The organism is Halobacillus karajensis (assembly GCF_900108515.1).
GTDB classification, from domain to species: Bacteria; Bacillota; Bacilli; order Bacillales; family Halobacillaceae; genus Halobacillus; species Halobacillus karajensis.
This window is the reverse complement of the sequence record NZ_FNWW01000006.1, coordinates 264,179-286,364: the sequence shown is the minus strand read 5'-3', so window position 1 is coordinate 286,364 and position 22,186 is coordinate 264,179. Positions and strand designations below refer to the sequence as shown.

Below are 22,186 nucleotides of genomic sequence, written 5' to 3'. Positions count from 1 at the left end.
TTGTTTCTTAAAACCTTAATCAATTTGTCAATCTGATCCATGGAAAAACCATCAATAGACCGTTGGTCTACCCCAAGGGTTAGAGCACCATCATTTTTACTTAAATTGTCATAAGCAAGTAAAAAGAAATCTGGATTGTATAATTGACGATAGAGTCTTTTATATTTATACGCATGGTCAAGACTCTTTCTTTGCAGATTGCTTAATACTACTTTTGGACATTGCATAGTGCCTTTCGCACCTCCCCAATTTAGTAGTAAGCTGACAGACTGCTCTCCTTCGCCTTGTACTAGGTTTTCCCTAGCTCTGACTACTACGAGAGCTCCGTTGCCTTATCAGATATTCATAAGCCATACTTCTTGACCGCGAGGTCTTGAAGTTCTCCTTAATAGCCATTGTTAGTGGCATTCTGACTTAGGCAATCCCCATTTAGTAAGCAAGGAACTTGCCTGCATGATATCGGATGCGAGTTTCACACGTTTCTTCCATATAGAAGTGGGCGACAGGACGACCTATTCATAGAGATGACATACAATACCTCTATGATTCCTGTCGAGTTTCGTATATAAGCACCTTCCGAAACTAGTTACGGTGGCCTCCCTAGTGCTATCGTTCAAGCAGTTTAGCTTTCATCCTTATTCATGCGTCATATCTTGCCGTTCAGTCGTGGCTTAGTGCTTAGCCAACTTACGGCTTTCTTGACATGCTATTGTCCCCTTAAAGTTTCCTTTCAAGGTCAGTCAAGTGATACTAGGTCATTAGGCCAGACCTAACGGTTTGCAATCTACCGTGTTTCCTTGCCCCCTTATGGGCGCACAATGTCCCCATAACACGCCTCGTATTGTTCCGCTTCCTGGCGAATGCAATTATATTTCCCCGTATGCTTTAATTCATCATATTTCTTTGAGGAAAATTCGATGGCCAGTTCTTGCGTATAGGTGCCTCCATGATTCCTTACATATTCAATGAATCCAGGTCCGAAATTATACGATTGGAGCGCAAGTTTAACATCTCCATCCGCCTGTTCCAATGTCCCCGCAAAATAAGCAACTCCTTGTTTAATAGAGTGTTCGGGGTCATCAATACAGCCCACTGAACCACATAAAGATTCCGAAGCCTGCATCGGATCTTTTCCCCTGCCCCCAGATTCTTGCATCATCAAGGCCAGCAAGATATCCGTATATTCGCCAATCCCCTCTTGTTCGGCATACATTGCAACCTCGTCTTCATATTGCAGCACTTGAGGAGATAAGTCAGGGCCTTCATCCCCCTCAGTCAGGCTGCTCATCATTCCATCTCCCAGTTGACTTTTCATAGATACATAGACAAGGATCAGAAGGAAAACAGGAAGAAGAAACGCCCCCCCATGCGTTTTCTTCTTTCTCTTATTCTTTTTCGTCATCTTCTCCCCTCTCCTCTCTTCATCCGACACCATTCTCCCTTTATCTTAACACGTCTTTAACTCAAAGACTGCAAGGATGCACAGATCTTAAGAAGAAGGAATTCTACGTTGATCCATATACGCTCTATGAATCCATAAAACCAACTCCCATACCAAGGCGGTCAATACAACCCACCCCCATATCATTTGTACAACTTCCTGCTCCTCGGCAAAGCTTGTTCGGTAAACAGGGGACTCGAGCATGATCATTGTAAATGCATAGAACATACCAAACGTAAAATTACGAGACCACTGGCTCACATGGTACGTGAAGAGGCCATCTTTCCACCCGTATGCACTCACACGTGAAAATGCTCGTACCACCTCAAATCCTTCTACAATCACAATTAATGCCGCAACTAGAAGCCAAAAAAATAAAACAAATGATTCCGTGAATACCCCTGTAGTCACAATTGCTAAACCTGTAATCGATAAGGCTCCATGGATAATACAGTTTGTATTTGTCCAATCCTCTACCAACGTCCAGCTTTTTTTCAAATAGCGGATCAGTATCAGAAGCAGACCGCTCACATACAGAAGGAGACCTAGAAAGATCGCACTATAAATAAGAAAAAGGGAGGGAGTTGAGATCAACTTCCCCCACAAAATGACGAGCGACTGGGTAGCAACAGTAGACAGGAGGATAACTCCATGGGTATTATTGAACATCGGACGCTGCCACAGCTCTTTGAAATTATAAGCACATAAAAACAGAAAAAAGCACCAACACAAAGAATTAATGACTGCTATACTGACAACCACCTTATCTAGAGCTGGTAAATATTTCAAAAGAACTTGACTTAATATAGATAATCCTGCAATCCATGAACCGGTAACAAATGAATTTACGGGATTATTTAAGAAAGGTTTCCAAAACCCCTTTTGAAAACTTTGTCTTAGAATCATAGCGTAAATAATGATGGAAAGCAGCAAATACCCAAACGCCAACCATTCTCCATGGGGGAAAAATTGGTCCCCTGCTCCGTAAAGAAAGATACCGATCGCCATAACAATAGCGCCAGCTGCTGGATTGATCATCTTTTCCTCTTGTTGTCTCATCTATTTCTTTCCCCTTTACCTTCACCCTGTTTCGTTCCTTTGGTCATCAGGAAAACACTTTTCCCCTGAAAAAATCTTCAATCAGGGTCCATTGGAATAATAAACAATATCATTATCCTAAACAACCTTGATTGTACGACGTTTTATTCATCTTGGAAAGAGAAAGCAAAACAAAAACCCGATCTCAGGAGAGATCAGGCTTCATGGAGGTAAACAAATTCCGGCTCTGGATGACTTAAGAATTCATGATGGGAGATTGTCCAAGCATAGGCGCCAGCATATTCAAAAATGACGACGTCCCCGGCCCGCAAACGCGGGACGTACACGGACTTAACGAGTACATCATTAGGGGTGCACAATTCTCCTGTAATGGTGACCTTTTCGTGATACACCTCCGGGCGCTCAAACGGATATGGCCATTCTTCTATGGCGTGGATTCGAAAAGGATGGTTCATTTTCCAGGCGGCCGGTAGTCTAAGGTGATGGGAACCCCCACGGAGGAGGGCAAAGGACTGGTCATGGTTCTTCTTCACATCGAGTACTTCAGTCACATAACTTCCACACGCTGCCGTTAAGAATCGACCCAGTTCAAGGACAAGGGTCAGCCCATCCATTTGATCTTCCAGTCTATGAAGGCCAGCAGCTAATGTAACCCAATCAAAAGGGTCTTCCGGATTCCAGTAATTTATCCCAATCCCACCTCCAACATCAACCATAGAAAGGGGAAGATCAAATTGATCCCGCCAGGTTTTGGATTTTCCCAGACAACTCTCCACAAATCGCAGATGGGCTTGGGCACTTAAATTGTTAGACATTGCGTGAAAGTGAAATCCTTTGATAGAAATATGATTCATGCTTTTAGCCTTCCGTAACAAGGATGGGACCTCACGCTCATCGACACCGAACTGGGTCGGGACCCCTGACATCATGTGGTGGCTTTCCGGTACATCCCGGTTCAAGTTTACTCGGATCAGGACTGGGGTCGGCGTCCCTCTTTGATTAGATAGATATCCGATACGATTTAAATCATGGAAGCTCTCCACATTCAAAGCCTCTACCCCTAAGTCCATCGCTTTTACCAATTCCCAGTCTTTTTTTGCCGGTGCCCCAAACAACAAAGGCCGTTTAAAGCGTGCTGCTTTTTCCATTTCCCCACCTGAAGCCACTTCAAATCCGTCAAGAATGGGAGCTAGTGTAGAAAGGAACCGTTCATCCGGGTTTGCCTTCACTGCATAAAACAGTCGACAAAATTCTGGCAGGCTGTTCTTCAATTCACAGGCATGGGTTTTCAATTTCTTAAGATCATAAAGATAGGCGCAAAGCGGCTTCTTACTCTGTTGCTTTTTTTGTTCTATAAAGTGTTCCATTTTCATTTAAGTACCCCTCCGACCTTCTTTTACACCAGCGGATTAGGCACGGCGTTATATCCGTCTCCTGGACTATTCGTTAGCCGCATTTTTGTTAAGGATTTATGCATAACCGTTGCCTGAAAGAGATATTTCCGATCTTCTTCCACTTGTTCAACAAGATCATTCCTCTCAGCCAATGTATCGAGTACACGTTCACACACGTGCTTTACTTCTGCCCAAAATGTTTGCTCAGGTATATCGGCATACTGGACCAGCTGCCTGATGATTTCCCCGAGATGGTTTTGAAAAACTGTGTAATACAACTTGTTGTGCATGGTTGAATGGTCATTCGTGACACTCACTGAATCAGCTGCAAACTTAGGAGAAATCCCTTGTTTTCTAAGCCGCTCTGGAAAGACACGAGCCCCGCCCCAATCCCGGAAAAAGAAACGGCTCAACCGTCCATTCTTAAACACAGGAATACTGTTTTGCAAATGACCTTCTAGCGCGACACCATATTTAACCATCATCGTTAAATAACCAGGGAGCACTCGATTTACATAAGAAGTAAAAAATTCCCTCACCGCCTGTTCTTCGGTTTGATTTGAAATGATCTGATGCTTCTGAACAAGTTCATGCAAAACTGAACGCTCACTGATCGGGGATTCAGCATAAAGACTCATGCCGGCAACGGCAACTTCCCCTTCTTCCAAATGATCTTCTATGGATTCACGAATCAACATCGTTAAATTCCGACTCTTCAACACATCCTCCGAATGAAAAGCGGCACCTCCCTTTTCATTTAAGGGAACGAATGATTCTAATTGAGGTTCATTGGCTTTGATTTGTTGTATCATTTCTGAAAAAACCGTGGAGTTCAACGCCGTCTGAGTGGAAATTGATCGGACTGTTGAAGTCATTTGACTGTTAACCGCCAGTTTCACTACCGAATGCCCACCTGTTGGTGCTACCGTCCTGAACGAAGAAGTTGCTTCAGCCTCCAGTTGTGTTTTAGGTAATAGCACAATATCACCATTCTCTATTTCTTGATCATAAATCGTCGGAACCACATGGTCATATTGCCATGGGTGGACAGGAAGAATCAAAAATTGTTTTTCCAAGCACCCAAGGTTTCTTAGTTCAGCTTTCGCCTTCTCGTTTAGTTCAGGAAAGGTGGAGGCAAAAGAAGTTCCGTTTGCAAGGATGTGTTCTTTTCTCACGGCAACCAAACGTATGGGAAAGGATTGATGATACTCTGGTGAGTATTTCCATGCATCTTTATAAGTAAGCCCAAGCTTCGTTTTTGCTCCGGGATGAAGGTGGTGACCTTCGACGACGAGCTGTTCATAGAACAAACGGGCAGCATTCCCCTTTTCTAATACGTAATCCAAAGAATTGTAGACCTCAAGACGATCGGCTTCTTCCTTGACCTTCTTTTTCCATTCTTCGTGAAACGTATAAGCTAAGGCTAGATTGGCGCTCCCATTATTCAATTCTTGGACGAAACGATCAACGTTTTTGTAACTCTCTCCCTGAAACAGAAGGTGAACAAGGTCTGAAGCTGACTCGACTGAACGCACATGAGTCCCCTTCCTCTTAACTAGAGGCACCCCGACTTCAACAAATTGAAAGGCGGACATACGCTTAATAGGAAAGAATACTTGGTTATCTCCCTGATGAATAAGTTGGTAAGTCCTTCCTTCTACTAAATCATCCTTTGGTATTCGCTTTTCTTCACTTAAACAGCCGTCGACATAAAGGTTCCCCTCTTTTTTTACAACCGCTATCGCTTTCGTCTGAATCTCTTCAAGGTTTTCCCTGAAAATAGAATTGGACAATTTAGCGAGGATTGATTTTCTCGCTCTTTCACAGTTCCTAAAGTAACAAGAGACACGGGAGGGAAAACGGTCCTTTAGGAATTGCACACACTTTTCTTCTTCCATCCAAAGGCCTTTATTCAAGCCCCTAAGATGATCGGTCAATGGCAGAATCATCCCTGCTCACCTCTTTCTTCTTCTGAAACGGACTCGGGATGTCAATATAAAGGTTATCCGTAAATTGATTGGACAGACGCATTTTCACCAACGCCTTCATCCATGCCGGCCTTTGAAATAGTTCATCCATGTCGAATAAAGCTTCTTTTAAGACCGCCTGATCCCGTTTCAACTCCCTGTACGTTTGTTCAATCGTTTTCCGTACTTCTGCCCACATCCTTTTTTCATCGGCAGCGGTGTTTCTTGCCAGGGCTACAATGATCTCCCCCAAGTGATTATGAAGAAGCGCATGTGAAAATATATCCAAGAGCTCAGAACGGTCTGTTGTTAGAAGATTGGTACTTGGGTCAATCGGTTGGTTCTCAAAGAAATGATCTAAGCGGTCATTCATTATCCGAATACCGCCATAGTCACGAAGTACCGCTCGTTTCGGTTTTCCTTCTTTAAAAATGACCACACAATTTTGTAAGTGTGCCTCCATACTAATCCCATATTTGGTCATCAATGTAAGCACACCTGGCAGAACCGTTCCTGAATAAGCAGCAATAAACGCTTCAGGAGAAGAATATTGCTGAGCCAGGTCTTCTACGATCAACTCTTCAGAAAATGGAGAACTGGCTAGCAAAGCAGCTCCCGGGATCGCCATTTCACCATCGGCCAGGTCCTTTTCTGGATTTTCGCGAAGAATAGCAGCCGCATTTTTTTGTAAAAAATGACGGTCCTTCGATTGATCAGGCTGATAATGAAGTCCACTTACCTCCCCCATTATAGAAAGCTTGCGCGCGAGGGGCGTGTCATCTTGAAAGATTCTTTGAAATAGACGTGATAACAGAGGCCCATTTTTCGTCGACGCGGCTGAAACGGTACGGATGGCACTGGTCATCTGAACGTTCACCGCCGTCTTAATATGATGTTTTTTTCGATCATTTAAGGGCGCCAGGGTACGAAACGAAATGAGCGCCGCCGTCGAAATTCTATAGTCTTTCATCGGGAGAATGTCTTTTTTTTGCAGGGATTTTTTATAATGACTGGTGATCGTATGCTGATATTGCCAAGGATGCACAGGGAGAATTTCGTAATCCTCAGGATCCAGACCATAGGATCTGCAATGATCCTGAAAAGCTGTTTTAAGCTTAGGGTAATCTTGAAATAGAACCGATTTAAACGTTTCTCCCGACCTTGAGGTCCTATGTACACGATCTTGATGCACCATTAAAGGAATGACTTCCGGACGAGCTGCCCATTCAGGAGCATAGGTAGCTATATCCTCGGGACTCAGCCCCATCCTTGTTCGCGAACAAGGATGAATGGTGTGGCCCTGAATGACCCACTGTTCAAAAAAAGTGAGTGGACTTTTTTGCTTACGTGCGAAAGACAGAGTACTTTCTCCGTCCTTATAAATCTGACGCCTCCGCTGTTCTGCAACTGTGAGAGCAAGGGCATAATTTTCTGCACTATTGCGTACTTCTTCATAAAAATCGGGCCGGTTATTTCCCGGGAAAAGTAAACGTAGACAGTCCTCTACAGTCTCAATGATCGTCCTTTTTCCGTGACGAGTCTGGAGGATAATATCTCCTCGTATATCAATATGCTGTAATATGTATACTTTAGAAACCGGTACATGCAGTTCATATTCATTTACAGCGATGATAAGTTTGGTTTGATTATATTTCCACTCATAAGGAAAAACACGTTCGCGTAAAATAGCCTGAATCAATTGATGCAAGACACTTTTGTTCGCTTTTTTTACGTTAGCGGTGTAATTTTGTTCGAGATGGGGGAAATGTTTTTGTATCAGTTTCAATGCTTCCATATGGGTCACCTCTGTAGAGGAAAATAATAGTACTTATGTATTGTAAAGCTGCCTATTCCCTAAATCAACGAATTGCAATCAGCCGGCTATTCACTCATAGGCTAAGCTTACTCCTAAGGTCCTGTCCAATATGCTCGTTCAGTTGTTCGAAGTTATTATTTATTTTATAATTGATAATAGTTATCAGCAATACAAACTATCAAAATGTTGGGAGACATCGGTATGACACGTGTTTTCGAACAAATTCAGAACGATCATCGGATGTATATCGGGGCTGAATATCAGAACCGCATTCATTTTAAAGTCGATGATCTCATAAAAGATAAACAGGCAATGATTGATTTGTTGGAGACTCAAAAACAACAGTTGAATGCCCCGAACCTTGCCATCACAGGATTATTGTTCGGTAAAATGTACTCTGTCTTAACCATGGGTCTGTTTGAAACAATCATCAAGCACGGACTGATCATTGATGCGAATCCCGAAAACATCGGCATTGAAATGAAAGAAAAAAATGCAATGAATTACATGATTGAAGAAGACGCCGTTCATAAAATCACGGACTTACCTGAAGAGAAAATAAAAGAATTCATTCATACTTTTATCTCCGAACATTTGCATCCCTTATTCCAATCAGCCGCCAAAGCTTCGAACTGTAAAATCACTCATATGCGCTCCATTGTTTCTCACAATTTGCATCAGCGTAAATGGATGTTAACGAAAGAGAAGGAAGATCATGAATGGCGCGATACCGTTTTTCATTGGTTCACCTCACAAGAGCTGTTCGAAAAGAACCGACATAACCCGCTTCATTTCAAATTCCGCTTCTATCAGGCTGAAAACGGAAAAGAAACGTACGTGCGCCAGCATTGCTGTATGAAATATATGCTCCACGACGCGGATAAATCCAAATGCTGCCCTACCTGCCCCCTCATCCCGGACGAAGAAAGAGACGACCGCATAAAGTAAAGCCCGAGTCCCAGACTCAGGGCTTTTTCATATGGTTGAATGGAATAATTTGTATGACCTGGTACACCAGAATTTGTAATAGATTTTACCTGCTGTTTTCATAACTTCGCCTCTATTGAGACAAAATAACACTGACAAGGAGGCAAAGAAATGAATGTGGCACAATTATTGGTTAAATGTTTAGAAAATGAAGGTGTTGAATACATCTTCGGTGTTCCTGGTGAAGAGAATATCGACTTGATGGATGCGTTACTGGACTCTTCCATCGAATTTATCACCACCCGTCATGAAACGAGCGCTGCTTTTATGGCTGGCACGTATGGAAGACTTACCGGCAAACCCGGCGTCTGTTTGGCCACACTAGGCCCTGGCGCCACTAATCTATTGACAGGGGTGGCGAATGCGAACATGGATCACTGTCCATTAATTGCAATCACAGGACAGGCTGGGCTCAACCGCCAGCATAAAATTTCCCACCAATACTATGATCTTGTGGACATTTACGCCCCTGTAACCAAGTGGAATGCACAAATTAAGACAGGAGAAATCGTTCCGGAAGTAGTCAGAAAAGCTTATCAGCTCGCCATGCAGGAGAAGCCTGGGGCTACACATATTGACTTGCCTGAAGATGTAGCTGAAATGGAAGTAGACGTGAGGCCTCTTCCGATTACAGGTCACTCCCTGCCACAGGCCGATGAAAAAATTATTCAAGAAGCCGTTGACTTACTTTCCAAATCGACTCATCCAATTATCTTAGCGGGAAATGGGATTACAAGAGGAAAGGCAACGGAAGAGCTCAAAGCACTTGCCGAAAAGGCAGACATCCCTGTTGTTCATTCTTTCATGGGAAAAGGAGCCCTTTCCTGGAAGCATGAACGAAGCCTTCTTACGGCTGGGCTAAGTGGGAAAGACCATATAACCTGCGGGTTTGAGCAGGCAGACTTGATCATTCCCATCGGGTTTGATATGGCCGAAACACCACCACAAAACTGGAACCCAACAGGAGAGACACCTATTTTGCATATCGATACCGAAGAAGCAGAAATTGATTCACATTATCCTGTGGCGCTTAACGTCGTCGGGGATATCAAAGAAAACTTGAAACAGCTTTCGGCAGCGGTCCCGTCCAATAACCGAAATCTCGAGTGGGCGGATTCCATCAGAAGAAAAATACTCGATGAATATGAACACTACCAACAAGATGACGGTTTTCCTGTGAAGCCACAAAAAATCATCTCAGATTTGCGAGAGGTGCTGGAAGATGAGGATATCGTCATTTCAGACGTCGGGGCACACAAGATGTGGATGGCCCGCATGTACCATACAGCAGCTCCGAATACTTGTCTAATTTCCAATGGACTTGCTTCCATGGGCGTAGCTGTGCCAGGCGCGATTGCTGCTAAGATGGCTGACCCCGACCGTAAAGCAGTAGCGGTCTGTGGTGATGGTTCTTTTTTAATGACAGGGGCCGAACTCGAAACAGCTGTCAGACTGAAAGTCCCGATCATCGTGCTGCTTTGGAGAGATGACGGTTACGGATTAATTGAATGGCACCAGATGAAAAAATTTGAGCGACCTTCCTACATCGAATTCGGCAACCCTGATTTTATTAAACTTGCCGAATCTTTTGGTATGGAAGCCATCCAAGTAAACCGGACTACTGATTTACGCAAAGCTCTGGATCAGGCTGTCGCCATGGATAAACCTGTTTTGATCGATTGTCCGGTCGACTATAGCGAAAACATGAAACTGACAGAAAAACTCAACAACATAACGTGCGACTGAGGTGAGAGCATGAAGATAGGTTCGATTATCAACGGTGACGAAATGAAACCATCCAAAGAGACCATGACAGTAACAAACCCTTACAATAATGAAGTAGTAGCTGAAATTGCCCTTGCTGCTGAAGAGGAACTGAATCGGGCGATTGATAACAGTTATGATACTTTCCATCAGACAACAAAGAAAATGCCTGCTCATGAGCGGGGAGATATTTTGCTGAAAGCATCGAATCTTCTGGAAGAGCGACTCGAAGAATTTGCAGAGACCATTACAAAAGAAGCAGGAAAACCACTTCAATTCAGCCGCGGTGAAGTTGAGCGGTCCATGCAGGTTCTTCGCTTTGCCGCAGAGGAAGCCAAACATATGGAAGGGGAAGTGCTTCCCATGGATGCTGCTATCGGTGGAAAAAACCGCTTCGGTTTTACCAAGCGTGTTCCACTCGGAGTAGTAGCCGCCATCACTCCTTTCAACTTCCCATTGAATCTCACATTGCATAAGGTTGCTCCGGCGATTGCTGCAGGGAATACCATAATTCTGAAGCCAGCGGAAAAAACTCCCCTTTCTGCTTATAAGCTTGTTCAGCTGCTTCATGAAGCCGGCCTTCCGAAAGGTGCGTTAAACCTTGTCCTTGGGACAGGAAAAGAAATTGGAGATCCCCTGGTCAAACATGAAAGAATCCATAAAGTCACTTTTACAGGAAGTCTCCCCGTGGGCAGGACCATCCGTAAAAATGCAGGATTTAAAAAAGTGACCCTTGAGCTTGGATCTAATTCACCCAACATTCTTTTTGAGGATGCTGATCTGAATGAAGCCATTCCAAGCCTTGTCAAAGGATCATTCGCTTTTTCGGGGCAAGTTTGTATTTCTGCTCAACGAATTTATGTCCATCAGAACATTTATGAATCATTTTTAAATGAATTTATTCGGCAGACCGAAGCCTTAACCATCGGAGACCCTATGAATGAAGAAACAGACTTTGGTCCGATGATCAATGAAGATGAAGCCAAACGGGCCAAAACGTGGATTGATGATGCCGTTAATCACGGGGCCACCATAAAGACAGGCGGGGAACGTAATGGAACCATACTAAAACCGACCATTATGACAGATGTGAAAAGTGATATGAAAATTATTGCTGAAGAGGTATTTGCTCCGATTGTATCGGTGATCCCTTTTTCCTCTGAAAATCAAGTCGTCAGTAAATCCAACGACTCCATCTATGGACTGCAGGCTGGTATCTTCACCAAAGACATTGACCGTGCATTCCGAATCGCGGACCAGCTCGAAATGGGCGGGGTATGGATTAATGAAATCTCAACGTACCGTCAAGATAACCACCCTTATGGAGGTGTGAAGCAGAGTGGAATCGGACGTGAAGGTGTGAAATATGCTTTAGAAGACATGACGGAAATGAAGTTCTATGGGATCAAGTTAAATGGATAAAAAGTGGTCGCCCCCATTCCCCGGGGCGACCATTTTGTTAGTTATTGATCTTTTTCACCAATCCAGCCTCTGGCATCCATAGCTTTTACTAGTTGAGTAATACCGACCATATAGGCAGCATCCCTCATTCGACATCCCTTTTCATCTCTCATTTGAATAACTTTTTCAAAACCAGCCAGCATTTTCTCTTCTAGCTGCTTGTTAATTTCATCTACTTTCCAATAGTAGTTCATATTGTTCTGCACCCACTCAAAATACGAAACCGTCACTCCACCAGCGTTACAAAGAATATCTGGGATAACAAAAGTCCCTTTCTGCTCGAGTATTTGGTCACCTGCTGGAGTTGTCGGACCGTTAGCCGCTTCTGCGAGAATTTTTGCTTGGATGGTCGGCGCGTTTTCTTTCGTAACCTGATTTTCAACCGCTGCCGGAATGAGGATATCGACAGGCAAGGCAAACATTTTTTCGTTTGTGATTGGCTCTGCTTTTTCATATTTGGAAGCGTAATTTTCCCCTTTATTTGTAAAAGCAAGTAAGTCGGGAATGTCTAAACCTTCCTCTTTGTAAATCCCGCCTTTCGCATCGGTTACGGCTACCACTTTCACACCTAGCTCATGTAAAAACTTAGCCGTCATGCTGCCGACATTTCCAAAACCCTGGATGGCAGCCGTTGCTTCTTTCATATTAATATCGAGTACGCGACAAGCTTCACGTATGGTAAAAACAACCCCTCTCCCGGTTGCCTCTAAACGTCCAAGCGAACCCCCTAAGACGACAGGCTTTCCTGTTAACATCCCTGGAATATTATAGCCGCGAAGCTGATCAAATTCATCCGTCATCCACCCCATCACTTTCGGATTTGTATTAACATCCGGTGCAGGTATATCTTTTTGCGGACCAATAATCGGCGTGATTTTCTTAATGTAATTTCTGCTCAACAATTCTAATTCCCTCTCCGTTAACTTTTCAGGATCGACAATTACGCCACCTTTTCCTCCCCCAAAAGGAAGATCAATGATCGCCGATTTCAATGACATCCATATGGAAAGGGCTTTGACCTCATCTAAGTTTACATCAGGGTGAAAGCGGATACCGCCTTTTGTCGGTCCCAGAATATCGATATGCTGGGACCGGTAACCTGTAAAGCTTTCAATCCGTCCATCATCCATTCGTATAGGAATAGATACCTCAAAAACACGCATGGGTTTCTTTAACATTTGATAAATGTTTTCATGGAACCCTAGTGATTGAACAGACTCTTTTAAAAGCCCCTTCACAATATCATAGGGGTTATGCCCATGTGTCATAATATCTGATTCCACTTTATCGTATTTTTCCTTACCCATTCCTAACACCTCGCCAATTCTAATGATGTATTTGCTTTCCATTTTTTCCGTTCTTTCATATTTAAGTTTTATCTACTTTATGTGTTTTATCCACTTTCTTCCGTTCATACAATTTCTTCCGTACCAGGTCATACATTTTCTTCCAATTAATCTGCACTTTTATCTTTTGGGTCCCAGCTTTGTTTATGATCATCTTTGTCGGATTCTATGATCACTTCAGTGACCCCGCGCTGACTGAGAATTTTCTTTTCGATGCCGTCTAATACGTCATCAATTTTTTCTATCGACATATCAGGATCAAACTCGATCTTCAGCTCGACGTGTAATTCCTCTCCTTCTTTTATGACCATCAGTTTCTGTATATCTCTGACATGAGGGTCCTCAAAGACGAATTGCCCAATTTTCTCTTCCATTTCTTCATCCGCGACTCCAAGGACTCCCTTGGCATTATCCAGAAAAATACGACCGACCACGTAAAACAACATCAATCCAATAAGGACAGATGCGTATCCTTCTGCGGTGTGGAAAGGGGTATACGTGGCAATGAGAATGGAAATCATAGCAATTAGTGCGCCAGCAGTTGCCACCATATCTTCCAAAAAAACAAGTTTCGTTGCTGGTTTAGCACTGCCGATATTTTTCAGACTCACTTTTATTACGGCTAATCCTTTGACATTTTTCTCCCCAATATCCGCGACAATTTCTTTCATCGCTTTATAAAGGACGAACGATTCAAGGATTGCAGCAATGCCGAGAACCATTAAATTTAACCAGAGCCATTCCCCGCTTTCTGGCGGATGAAGAATATGATGAATACCTTCTTTAATCGTTTCATAAGCCAGAATTCCAACAATAATAACTGCCCCTAAAAGGACTAAGTTAACCAGACGCGCAAATCCATTTGGAAACTTATCTGTCGGGGCTTTTTTACTTAAGGCTGAACCTATAAAGACAAAAAACTGGTTAGCCATATCCCCGATACTGTGCATCGTTTCAGCAAACATGGCCACATTACCTGTAATGAAATACGCAATTCCCTTAATGAGAGCAATCGTTGCGTTAATAATTGCCGCCCATAACGCCGGCCTGTTCCCTTTCTTTAATAAAACCAATAACTCGTTCATTACTAACTCCTTCCCAATCCTCAGCCTCACCCTATAGTTTCCCAAAACCACCAAAAAATCATTCCACCAATTGTCTTAAACTGTCATACCAGGTCATACAATTTCTTCCGTACCAGGTCATCCATATATTTCCAAACAAAAAAGACACCCCATTTTGGAGTGCCTTTCTTCGCTTGATCTTTTATTTAGAATGAAGCGGCGGTTGTTGCTGCTTCTTCCAGTCCGTCTTCGATAATTTCCGCTGCGCGATCAGGGTATTGGTTGTGACCTTCTACGACAAGCGTAGTAATGTCTTCCACACCCCAGAAACGGAGCATATTTTCCACATAATTAACGGCCATTTCAGCTGACTTGGCTGGTCCTTCGGAGTACACCCCGCCACGTGCGTTTAGCAGAGCTACCTTTTTATCAGGAAGCAGCCCAACAGGTCCTTCTTCCGTATAACGGAAGGTTTGCCCGGCTTGCGCAAGATAATCAAAATACGTGTGCAATACGGCTGGGATAGTAAAATTCCATAGAGGGAAGGCAAAGACTACTTTGTCCGCAGCCAAGAATTGATTCAAGTAGCCTGTAACCGTATTCGTTGCTTCCAATTCAGCTGGAGTCAGCTCCATACCTTTAGAAAGCTTAAACATACCATTAATTTTGTCTGTGTCATAATAGCCCAGGTTTTCTTCGAACAGATCAAGCTCTTCTATTTCATGATCCGGGTGGGCTTTTTTATAATTATCCAGGAAAGTGTGATACAGCTTAACGCTCACAGACTGTTCCATAGGACGAGAATTTGCTTTTACGAAAAGTACTTTTGTCATCGTAGGGACCTCCATCTATCTAAATGTATGATTCGTGTAACAACCAGGGGGGATTAACCAACAGATTAGTTATTCGAAATACCGTAGTATTTTATGTCCGCAATTCGAGAAGTTGCTACAAAAACTATTCAACATGGTATATCATATAAACTTCTCATCCACTTGTCAAACCGTAACCATTGAAAACAGGAAACTTCAACTAATGTAAAGATTTCAGAAAAAAAGTTTATATTCTTTATATCCGGTTATATACCTAATGTGCGCACAACCACAACAAATTCGAAAGGGTGTTTTAGAATATGGCAGAACGTTACAAAACAGGCGAAAAAGCTCCAGAGTCAGGTACTTACGAATTTGATGGTTTAGTAGACGGACGTAAAAAAGATGAGGTAACAGATGATGAAAAACATGTCGAATTGAGCAATGGTGATACGTTCCCTCCTCTACGTTCCAGTAAAGAAGCAGCATACTGGAAAAAAGCCCAGGGCTGATACAAAGAGTCCTGAACATCCAAATCAACAAAAAAAGTCCTGAGCACCCCCCCTGCTCAGGACTTTTCTTCATTTTCTCTTTCCATCAATTACTTTAAAAACAGGACCTTGTTCTTCATCCGGGTGGTATTCAAAAGAGGTAATCGTCGCTCCTATTCCGATTGTAAGTGAACCATCTGATTCCACACGAAATAACGTCCCGGGTTCTTTAACGCGAATCGACTGGACATTGTGTCTGGCAAAGACCTGCTGCAAATCACCAATCAGTTCATCTTTTCCATATGTGAAACCCATTTTGTCACTCCCTATGATAATCCTCAATTAATAGTAGGATATGTTAAAAGGAGGACAATCATGCTAAACAATCAAAGGCATTTTCCTACGACCAGCCATAGCGCTCCTTATATTTTTTTAACGCTATTAAATCTACCGTTGGACAGAAAATAAGGTACCGATAATGAAAGAGAGAACACGAAAAGGAAGAATAAATGATATGGCAGTTATACGATCACATTCAAACATTTCTATTCAGTAACAGGAAACACCCAACGTAAAAAAAGCAAGATAAAAACATCACCCATCGGTAATTTAGCTTGTGCTGCAGCCCTTATTCCTGCCCCTAAAAACCCACTCTTCCATAACAGCTACTCGTTCTTCTTGACCATCACATTTTTATTCTTGGAATAGTTTATGACGATCGGCAGCTGACGGCGGGGACTCCATCCACCCATGTTCGATCATAATCTTGGCTCCGTCCTCTGCATAACGTGATAATTCTACGATTAGGCGGCCATACAATAGGCTTAGATCATGTCTCGGCCCCGAGGCCATTGCTACCCCATATTGACCAATTCCTGAACCGATCAAAGCCGTAATATGATACATCATCAACTTATCTGAGAATGGAGGTTCTGTCGATGATGTTACTTCAGATGCTAAATTCAACGCCCCCGGGTGTAAATCTTCTTCCCGAAGTACGGATTGAAACTTATCAAAATGTTTGTTCGCCAATTCAAGGCCACGTTCAAAATATCTTTGTACTGCTTTATTTTCCGCTACTTGAGCAAATCCGATAATTGTAGCTGCACCTAACGCATTTCGCTTGGCATTATAAACTAGATTCGCCACTTCAACTCCAAGAAGCGGCCGCTTATCACCAAACCACCCAGCTAGAAAACTTTGCTTTTTTACAAAATTTACTTTTTCAGTTTTTGGTATTTCCGGCGTCCGTATTAATACCCCTTTTTTCTTACCTACCTCTTTAGCCATATTATGCAACTTCTTCGTCTCATCGAGACAATCACTGTAAAACCCGATCATATCGGACCGATCAGATATAGATAGAGCTAAACTGTACGCAGTAAGTCCAAACTTCCCCATATTTGATATATACTCCAAATAAAAACGATCGGAAAATAAACGCGGCGCTTCCATATTAACATCTGCATCCGTAAATCCGAGGGGGATGGCACAATGTTCCTGCTTTAAAAAATCTCGTACTTTGGAAATATGTTCCTCAGAAATTTGCAGAGCATATTCCAATACTTGTTTAATCTCTTCATCTTTTACATGGGACAAATAAAATTTAATTCCACAAATAGCCATCGAATCATTCTGATAAGAAGTCCACAAATTGGATAATTCAGCTGCTGTCAAAGCTGTCCATTGATTCCCTGACATCATACTCTCCTCCAAACCAAGTCTTTATAAATAGGTTTCTCTCGATAGTAACAAATATTCGTAAAGAAAAATGAAGCCCAGACATGAATCGATCGTAGTTTTACGTTTTGTCAATTGTCAGATAATTTCGAACTTGATATAGTTAATAAAAACGAGGAGGAGATGCAACTTGAAGATCAATCAAAAGAGATTTCAGGAACATATGGAAACCCTGGCAGAAATCGGACGAATCGGAGAAACAGGCGTATGTCGTCTCGCCCATTCGAAAGAGGATCGTGAAGCTGTCGATGTTGTACGAATTTGGATGGAAGAAGCAGGTCTTACCACACATATCGATGGATTCGGTAACCTTGTTGGCCGAATCGAAGGACAGGCAAAGGACCTGCCGATTTTACTTTTAGGGTCCCATATCGACTCTCAACCTTATGGCGGCCGCTTTGACGGGACAGCAGGCGCATTGGGAGCGATTGAAGTCGTACATACAATGAAAGATGAAGGAGTTACCCCCAACCGCACCATTGAAGTGATTTGTTTCGCAGACGAAGAAGGGTCCAGATTCAACAAAGGCGTCTTTGGAGTCCGAGGCATCATTGGTCAGCTTGAAGATGGGGAACTGAAACGAAAAGATAAAAACGGTATCACCCGTCTCGAAGCATTAAGAGAATTTGGGGTGGAACCGGATTTGAGTCAAAGTCCTGTGTACAAACAAGGGGATATTGAAGCTTTCCTCGAACTTCATATCGAACAAGGACCAGTCCTTGAATCAAAAAATAAACCTGTAGGCATTGTCTCGGCAATATCTGGGCCCATCTGGCTGACAGTCACCCTTGAAGGTTTCGCCGGCCACGCAGGTTCTGTACCCATGAACTTAAGACAGGACGCTTTCCTCGGCGCCTCCATTATCACAAAAGAATTCAATGAACTCGTCCGCAAGGAAGGTACACCAAATACCGTCGGAACGATCGGCAGTGTGCAGACATTCCCGAATTCCCGCAATATCATCCCTGAAAAAGTCGAATTCACCATCGACCTTCGTGATATCGATTTAGATGCTCGTACCCGCCTTGAAAGGAAGCTATACGAAATCATCGAAAAAACCAGCAAAGAACTCCACCTTGAGTACTCTATCAGTGAAGACACCCGCAGTGACCCACGCTATTGTGCAGACTGGATAAAGGACATTATGAAAGAACAGGACGAAAAGCTAGGATACCAATCTCCTACATTGATGAGTGGGCCTTTCCATGATGCTTTATTCATGTCTTATATTAGTGATTACGGCATGATTTTTGTCCGTTGTGAAAAAGGGATCAGCCATAATCCACTGGAATTTGCGGAAATGGAAGACATGCAAAAAGGGGTGGAACTCCTTTACCATACAGCCGTGAAGATCGCCCAGTCATAAAAGGAGGGAGAAAAAATGAAAGCAAGTAAAGTATTTATTAACGGAGAAGTGGTGACGGTTGACCATAACTTCTCCGTCCAAGAAGCCCTTGCTATTAAAGGGAGACATATCCTCGATGTCGGATCGACGAGTCATATGATGTCATTGGTGGATAACGAAACAGAAGTCATCGATTTAGAAGGAAGAAGCCTCCTGCCAGGATTCATTGACTCCCATGCTCACCTTGAGTTATATGGGACGAACCAGCTTGGGGTGAATTTAAAAAATGTCAAGGATATTGACAACGTTATTGAGAAACTCAAGGAACGCGCCAAAGCGACGCCAAATGGAGCGTGGATACGTGGATGGGGGTATAATCAAAATCAACTGGCCGAACAAAGACACCTGACAAAATGGGATTTGGACAAAGTGTCCACCTCTCACCCCATAATCGTCGTCCGCACATGTGGGCATATCTCTTGCGTAAATAGTAAAGCCCTTGAAATAGCTGGGCTTACAAACACTTCGAAAGATCCATCTGGTGGTTCCTACCTCAGAAAAGGTGGAGAACTTACCGGCCTACTGCTGGAGGCCGCTCATATGGAAATGTTTCAGCTGGCTGATTATTCCGAAGACGACGTCATGCTAGGTCTCCAAACGGCATCCGATCATTTTTTACAAAAGGGGATTACGAGTGCCCACGATGCTGGTGGTTACGGATCAAAGCACATCTCGTATTTACAAAAAGCTGTCCAAGAGGGAAAAATTCAACAAAGACTTTACGTCATGTTTGGATCACTCTATGATTCACCGGCGGTTGTAGAAGCCGGTTTGAAAAGTGGCATAACCACAGGGTTAGGGAATGAGTACTTCAGAATCGGTCCGGCTAAAGTCTTTATCGATGGCAGCAGTAGTGGACCAACATGCAAAACCCGGAAGCCATATACGAGCAACCCCGAGGATTCAGGAATTCTATACATGAATCAGGAGGAATTGGACTCTCACCTTTTACCATCTCACAAGGCAGGGTGGCAAATCACCTCCCATGCCATGGGAGATGAAGCCGTAGACATGTTGCTCCACACTATTGAGCGAGCGCTCGATCAAAAACCAGCCTCACAGCACCGACATAGATTGGAGCATGCAGGGATTACACCTCCGGATCTCTTGCAAAGAATTCAGACCACCCAGGCATTGCCTATTCCCAATCCTGCATTCCTCTATGAATTTGGGGATGGATATCTACGTGACTACGGGGAACGTGTCCACCACTTTTTCCCTTTAAAGAGCTATTCAGAACTTGGTATTCCATTTGCTATTGGTTCCGACAGCCCGATCACAACTGTCGATCCACTCGTTGGTATCCATGCAGCCGTAAATAGAAAAAGCAAGCAGGGCAACACCATCGGGGCCGATCAAATGATTACTGTAGAAGAGGCTATTCGTGCTTACACATGGGGAGGAGCTTACGCCAGTTTTGAAGAAGAAATCAAAGGCAGTCTGGAAGCAGGAAAACTCGCTGATCTTACCCTTCTTGATCAATCAATTTTAAGCTGTGCCCCCGAAAACCTTAAAGACATCCAAGTCGAAATGACCGTCCTGGATGGAAACATCGTATACGAAAAACAAAAGGAGGATGTCCATTGACCAAGCAAAGATTCTCAAAAATTTATTGCCTGTCATTACTTGTGCCTTTTCTTTTAATGGTCTTTCCACTTTTCTCCATCGGAAACAGGGAAACACCATTCATTCTCGGTTTGCCTTTTTCCGTCTTTTGGGTTATTTTCTGGATTATCATCACCTTCCTCCTCGTACTTTTCCTATATAAAATGGACCCAGACAAAGACGAAAAGGAGGTTCATTAAATGGCTCAATGGCAAATCGCAATGATTATGATGATCGGTTACCTCGTAGTTGCATTATTTATCGGGATATTGGCCGGTCGTAACCAAGATAAAAGCTCATTAGAAGAATTTACAACTGCCAAAGGGAACCTTGGATTATTTGTTATGTGGTTCTTAATGGGCGGGGCCGTTTTTAGTGCCTTCTCTTTCCTTGGCGCACCCGGCTGGGCGTTTTCGCGCGGGGCACCAGCTTTGTATATCATCACATACACAGCATTTGCCATACTCCCATGGTACATCATAGGGCCGAAAATAGGAGCCATTGGTCGTAAGCACAACATCTATACAGTTGCGGGCTTCCTGCAGCTCCGTTATTCCAGCCGGCTGATAGCGATGATCATCGGTGTGATCGCTCTGTTGGCTTCTATCCAATATCTAGCGACTCAGATGAAAGGGATGGCTTACATATTCAACATCATGACTGAAGGCAGGATTCCATTCTGGCTTGGGGCCCTGCTTTCGTATGGAATTGTTGTTGTCTATGTTGCCACAGGCGGTTTACGCGCAGCTGCCTGGTCGGATGTCTTCCAAGGAATTCTCATGATTATCATTTCCTGGACCGTTGGCCTTACGATTGTCAATCAGCTTCATGATAGTGTGCCGAACATGTTCCGGAACTTAACCCAAGACACTCCCGGCTTTCTTCAAATTGGGGCAGAAGGGTCAACGATGTCCGCCATGGCTTATACGACGACCATTCTCGTATCAACGATTGGTTTTCTCATGTGGCCGCACCTGTTTTCCAAATCATATGCTACAAAAGCACGTACAATTAAGAAAACGGTACTTGTGTATCCCCTTTTCGCCTTATTCTTAATTCCCTTGCTTTTTGTTGGGTTTTCTGCCGTCAACGTCATTCAATCTGATCAAATTGGTTCACCGGACGAGATTCTCCCATTCCTGATCACTACGGTATTAACATTACCAGGCTGGGTTTATGGTCTTGTAGGAGCAGGAGCCCTGGCAGCTGCCATGAGTACGGCTGATGCCATCACTCACAGTGCTTCGCTTGAATTTACCGACGGTTTTGTCCGTAATATCAAAAGAGATTTATCCTCCAAAGCGACCTTGTTAATCATGAGGATCGGTGTTTTTGTGATTGGGGGGCTCGCCTATTTCATCACTGTCTTCGGGGGTCAAGGACTGATCGCCCTTTTACTTGGTGCCTATGGGTCCATTGTCCAATTCGCACCAGGGGTCTATGGAGCCTTGTATTCCAGAAAAATAACGGCTCCGGCAGTCATTACTGGTTTACTTGCCGGAACAGTAACCAACTACTACTTCCAGCTTGTGACAGACTCAACACCGCTGGATATCAATCCCGGTATCCTAGGTTTGATGGTGAACATTGTTCTTGTTATTATCGTTAGTTCGTTTACACAAGGAAAAGAGATACCAATGGCTGAGGAATATCGAAAAGTCGGATCATAAGCTCGATAACTACACTCTTGACAAGCTTTACTCACATATCAAAGGGAGAATTCTTTATGATGAAGTTTCCTGAGAAAAAGGCGGTGGAAGTTGCAGCCGGCTTTCATAAAACTATTTTTCCCACAAAAAATCTCAGAGCCTGATTAAGCTCTGAGATTTTTTTA

At 43.4% G+C, this 22,186-nt stretch carries 18 protein-coding genes and 1 pseudogene; 8 read left to right on the top strand and 11 right to left on the bottom strand.

Going from position 1 to position 22,186, the window contains the following annotated elements; genetic code table 11:
- The 6 genes and pseudogenes from BLW54_RS20865 to BLW54_RS14355 form a co-directional block, all read right to left on the bottom strand.
- A pseudogene (locus tag BLW54_RS20865) lies at positions 1-227 on the bottom strand (group II intron reverse transcriptase/maturase); the annotation flags it as partial.
- A 578-nt stretch (positions 228-805) separates the two neighbouring features.
- The gene (locus BLW54_RS14375) at positions 806-1,402 is read right to left on the bottom strand and encodes a lysozyme family protein (RefSeq protein ID WP_074735313.1); all 597 of its coding nucleotides are present in this window, start codon (positions 1,400-1,402) and stop codon (positions 806-808) included.
- 87 nt (positions 1,403-1,489) lie between these two features.
- Complete coding sequence (locus BLW54_RS14370; RefSeq protein ID WP_035510330.1) at positions 1,490-2,500, bottom strand: TDT family transporter; 1,011 nt, start codon at positions 2,498-2,500, stop codon at positions 1,490-1,492.
- 194 nt (positions 2,501-2,694) lie between these two features.
- Entirely contained in the window at positions 2,695-3,873 is a 1,179-nt protein-coding gene (locus tag BLW54_RS14365; protein ID WP_074735310.1) for a type III PLP-dependent enzyme, read from the bottom strand.
- A 23-nt stretch (positions 3,874-3,896) separates the two neighbouring features.
- On the bottom strand, positions 3,897-5,843 hold the full coding sequence (locus BLW54_RS14360; protein WP_074735308.1) for an IucA/IucC family protein: 1,947 nt from the start codon (positions 5,841-5,843) through the stop codon (positions 3,897-3,899).
- Complete coding sequence (locus BLW54_RS14355) at positions 5,815-7,656, bottom strand: IucA/IucC family protein (protein WP_074735306.1); 1,842 nt, start codon at positions 7,654-7,656, stop codon at positions 5,815-5,817. The genes BLW54_RS14360 and BLW54_RS14355 overlap by 29 nt, the downstream gene beginning before the upstream one ends.
- Before the next feature lie 222 nt (positions 7,657-7,878).
- Here BLW54_RS14355 and BLW54_RS14350 point away from each other — a divergent pair, with 222 nt between their 5' ends.
- From BLW54_RS14350 to BLW54_RS14340, 3 genes are all read left to right on the top strand, one after another.
- A complete protein-coding gene (locus tag BLW54_RS14350; RefSeq protein ID WP_074735303.1) occupies positions 7,879-8,625 on the top strand; it encodes a hypothetical protein in 747 nt (248 codons plus the stop codon).
- Between the two features lie 150 nt (positions 8,626-8,775).
- Entirely contained in the window at positions 8,776-10,410 is a 1,635-nt protein-coding gene (locus tag BLW54_RS14345; RefSeq protein ID WP_074735301.1) for an acetolactate synthase large subunit, read from the top strand.
- Between the two features lie 9 nt (positions 10,411-10,419).
- Positions 10,420-11,850, top strand: coding sequence for an aldehyde dehydrogenase family protein (locus BLW54_RS14340; RefSeq protein WP_074735299.1), 1,431 nt, complete (start codon positions 10,420-10,422; stop codon positions 11,848-11,850).
- A 41-nt stretch (positions 11,851-11,891) separates the two neighbouring features.
- Here BLW54_RS14340 and BLW54_RS14335 read toward each other — a convergent pair whose 3' ends face one another.
- From BLW54_RS14335 to BLW54_RS14325, 3 genes are all read right to left on the bottom strand, one after another.
- A complete protein-coding gene (locus BLW54_RS14335; protein ID WP_208598924.1) occupies positions 11,892-13,196 on the bottom strand; it encodes a Glu/Leu/Phe/Val family dehydrogenase in 1,305 nt (434 codons plus the stop codon).
- Between the two features lie 146 nt (positions 13,197-13,342).
- Entirely contained in the window at positions 13,343-14,320 is a 978-nt protein-coding gene (locus tag BLW54_RS14330) for a cation diffusion facilitator family transporter (protein ID WP_074735297.1), read from the bottom strand.
- 185 nt (positions 14,321-14,505) lie between these two features.
- Positions 14,506-15,132, bottom strand: a complete 627-nt coding sequence (locus BLW54_RS14325; protein ID WP_035510322.1) for an FMN-dependent NADH-azoreductase — start codon at positions 15,130-15,132, stop codon at positions 14,506-14,508.
- Between the two features lie 299 nt (positions 15,133-15,431).
- Here BLW54_RS14325 and BLW54_RS14320 point away from each other — a divergent pair, with 299 nt between their 5' ends.
- Positions 15,432-15,623, top strand: coding sequence for a YjzC family protein (locus BLW54_RS14320; RefSeq protein ID WP_074735294.1), 192 nt, complete (start codon positions 15,432-15,434; stop codon positions 15,621-15,623).
- A 69-nt stretch (positions 15,624-15,692) separates the two neighbouring features.
- Here the strand turns inward: BLW54_RS14320 and BLW54_RS14315 are convergent, their stop codons facing one another.
- Together BLW54_RS14315 and BLW54_RS14310 are read right to left on the bottom strand one after the other, a co-directional pair.
- A complete protein-coding gene (locus BLW54_RS14315; RefSeq protein ID WP_074735292.1) occupies positions 15,693-15,917 on the bottom strand; it encodes a hypothetical protein in 225 nt (74 codons plus the stop codon).
- A 378-nt stretch (positions 15,918-16,295) separates the two neighbouring features.
- The gene (locus BLW54_RS14310) at positions 16,296-17,306 is read right to left on the bottom strand and encodes a DUF3231 family protein (protein ID WP_083391541.1); all 1,011 of its coding nucleotides are present in this window, start codon (positions 17,304-17,306) and stop codon (positions 16,296-16,298) included.
- 166 nt (positions 17,307-17,472) lie between these two features.
- Between BLW54_RS14310 and BLW54_RS14305 the strand changes: the two genes are divergently transcribed.
- Genes BLW54_RS14305 through BLW54_RS14290 form a run of 4 tightly spaced genes read left to right on the top strand, consistent with a single transcriptional unit; the run spans position 17,473 to position 22,022 of the window.
- Positions 17,473-18,708, top strand: a complete 1,236-nt coding sequence (locus BLW54_RS14305) for a Zn-dependent hydrolase (RefSeq protein WP_074735288.1) — start codon at positions 17,473-17,475, stop codon at positions 18,706-18,708.
- A gap of 15 nt (positions 18,709-18,723) precedes the next feature.
- Complete coding sequence (locus BLW54_RS14300; RefSeq protein WP_074735286.1) at positions 18,724-20,334, top strand: amidohydrolase; 1,611 nt, start codon at positions 18,724-18,726, stop codon at positions 20,332-20,334.
- Positions 20,335-20,390: 56 nt separating this feature from the next.
- Complete coding sequence (locus BLW54_RS14295; protein ID WP_244153523.1) at positions 20,391-20,552, top strand: DUF3311 domain-containing protein; 162 nt, start codon at positions 20,391-20,393, stop codon at positions 20,550-20,552.
- Complete coding sequence (locus BLW54_RS14290) at positions 20,553-22,022, top strand: sodium:solute symporter family protein (protein ID WP_074735282.1); 1,470 nt, start codon at positions 20,553-20,555, stop codon at positions 22,020-22,022. It begins immediately after the preceding gene.
- The last annotated feature ends 164 nt before the right edge of the window (positions 22,023-22,186 follow it).

Excerpts from the sequence above, each read along its gene's own strand:
- BLW54_RS14325 (WP_035510322.1), bottom strand. The coding sequence starts at position 15,132 with ATGACAAAAGTACTTTTCGTAAAAGCAAATTCTCGTCCTATGGAACAG.
- BLW54_RS14370 (WP_035510330.1), bottom strand. The coding sequence starts at position 2,500 with ATGAGACAACAAGAGGAAAAGATGATCAATCCAGCAGCTGGCGCTATT.
- BLW54_RS14315 (WP_074735292.1), bottom strand. The coding sequence starts at position 15,917 with ATGGGTTTCACATATGGAAAAGATGAACTGATTGGTGATTTGCAGCAG.
- BLW54_RS14320 (WP_074735294.1), top strand. The coding sequence starts at position 15,432 with ATGGCAGAACGTTACAAAACAGGCGAAAAAGCTCCAGAGTCAGGTACT.
- BLW54_RS14295 (WP_244153523.1), top strand. The coding sequence starts at position 20,391 with ATGGTCTTTCCACTTTTCTCCATCGGAAACAGGGAAACACCATTCATT.
- BLW54_RS14345 (WP_074735301.1), top strand. The coding sequence starts at position 8,776 with ATGAATGTGGCACAATTATTGGTTAAATGTTTAGAAAATGAAGGTGTT.
- BLW54_RS14300 (WP_074735286.1), top strand. The coding sequence starts at position 18,724 with ATGAAAGCAAGTAAAGTATTTATTAACGGAGAAGTGGTGACGGTTGAC.
- BLW54_RS14330 (WP_074735297.1), bottom strand. The coding sequence starts at position 14,320 with ATGAACGAGTTATTGGTTTTATTAAAGAAAGGGAACAGGCCGGCGTTA.
- BLW54_RS14365 (WP_074735310.1), bottom strand. The coding sequence starts at position 3,873 with ATGAAAATGGAACACTTTATAGAACAAAAAAAGCAACAGAGTAAGAAG.
- BLW54_RS14360 (WP_074735308.1), bottom strand. The coding sequence starts at position 5,843 with ATGATTCTGCCATTGACCGATCATCTTAGGGGCTTGAATAAAGGCCTT.
- BLW54_RS14290 (WP_074735282.1), top strand. The coding sequence starts at position 20,553 with ATGGCTCAATGGCAAATCGCAATGATTATGATGATCGGTTACCTCGTA.
- BLW54_RS14355 (WP_074735306.1), bottom strand. The coding sequence starts at position 7,656 with ATGGAAGCATTGAAACTGATACAAAAACATTTCCCCCATCTCGAACAA.
- BLW54_RS14340 (WP_074735299.1), top strand. The coding sequence starts at position 10,420 with ATGAAGATAGGTTCGATTATCAACGGTGACGAAATGAAACCATCCAAA.
- BLW54_RS14375 (WP_074735313.1), bottom strand. The coding sequence starts at position 1,402 with ATGACGAAAAAGAATAAGAGAAAGAAGAAAACGCATGGGGGGGCGTTT.
- BLW54_RS14310 (WP_083391541.1), bottom strand. The coding sequence starts at position 17,306 with ATGATGTCAGGGAATCAATGGACAGCTTTGACAGCAGCTGAATTATCC.
- BLW54_RS14350 (WP_074735303.1), top strand. The coding sequence starts at position 7,879 with ATGACACGTGTTTTCGAACAAATTCAGAACGATCATCGGATGTATATC.
- BLW54_RS14335 (WP_208598924.1), bottom strand. The coding sequence starts at position 13,196 with ATGGGTAAGGAAAAATACGATAAAGTGGAATCAGATATTATGACACAT.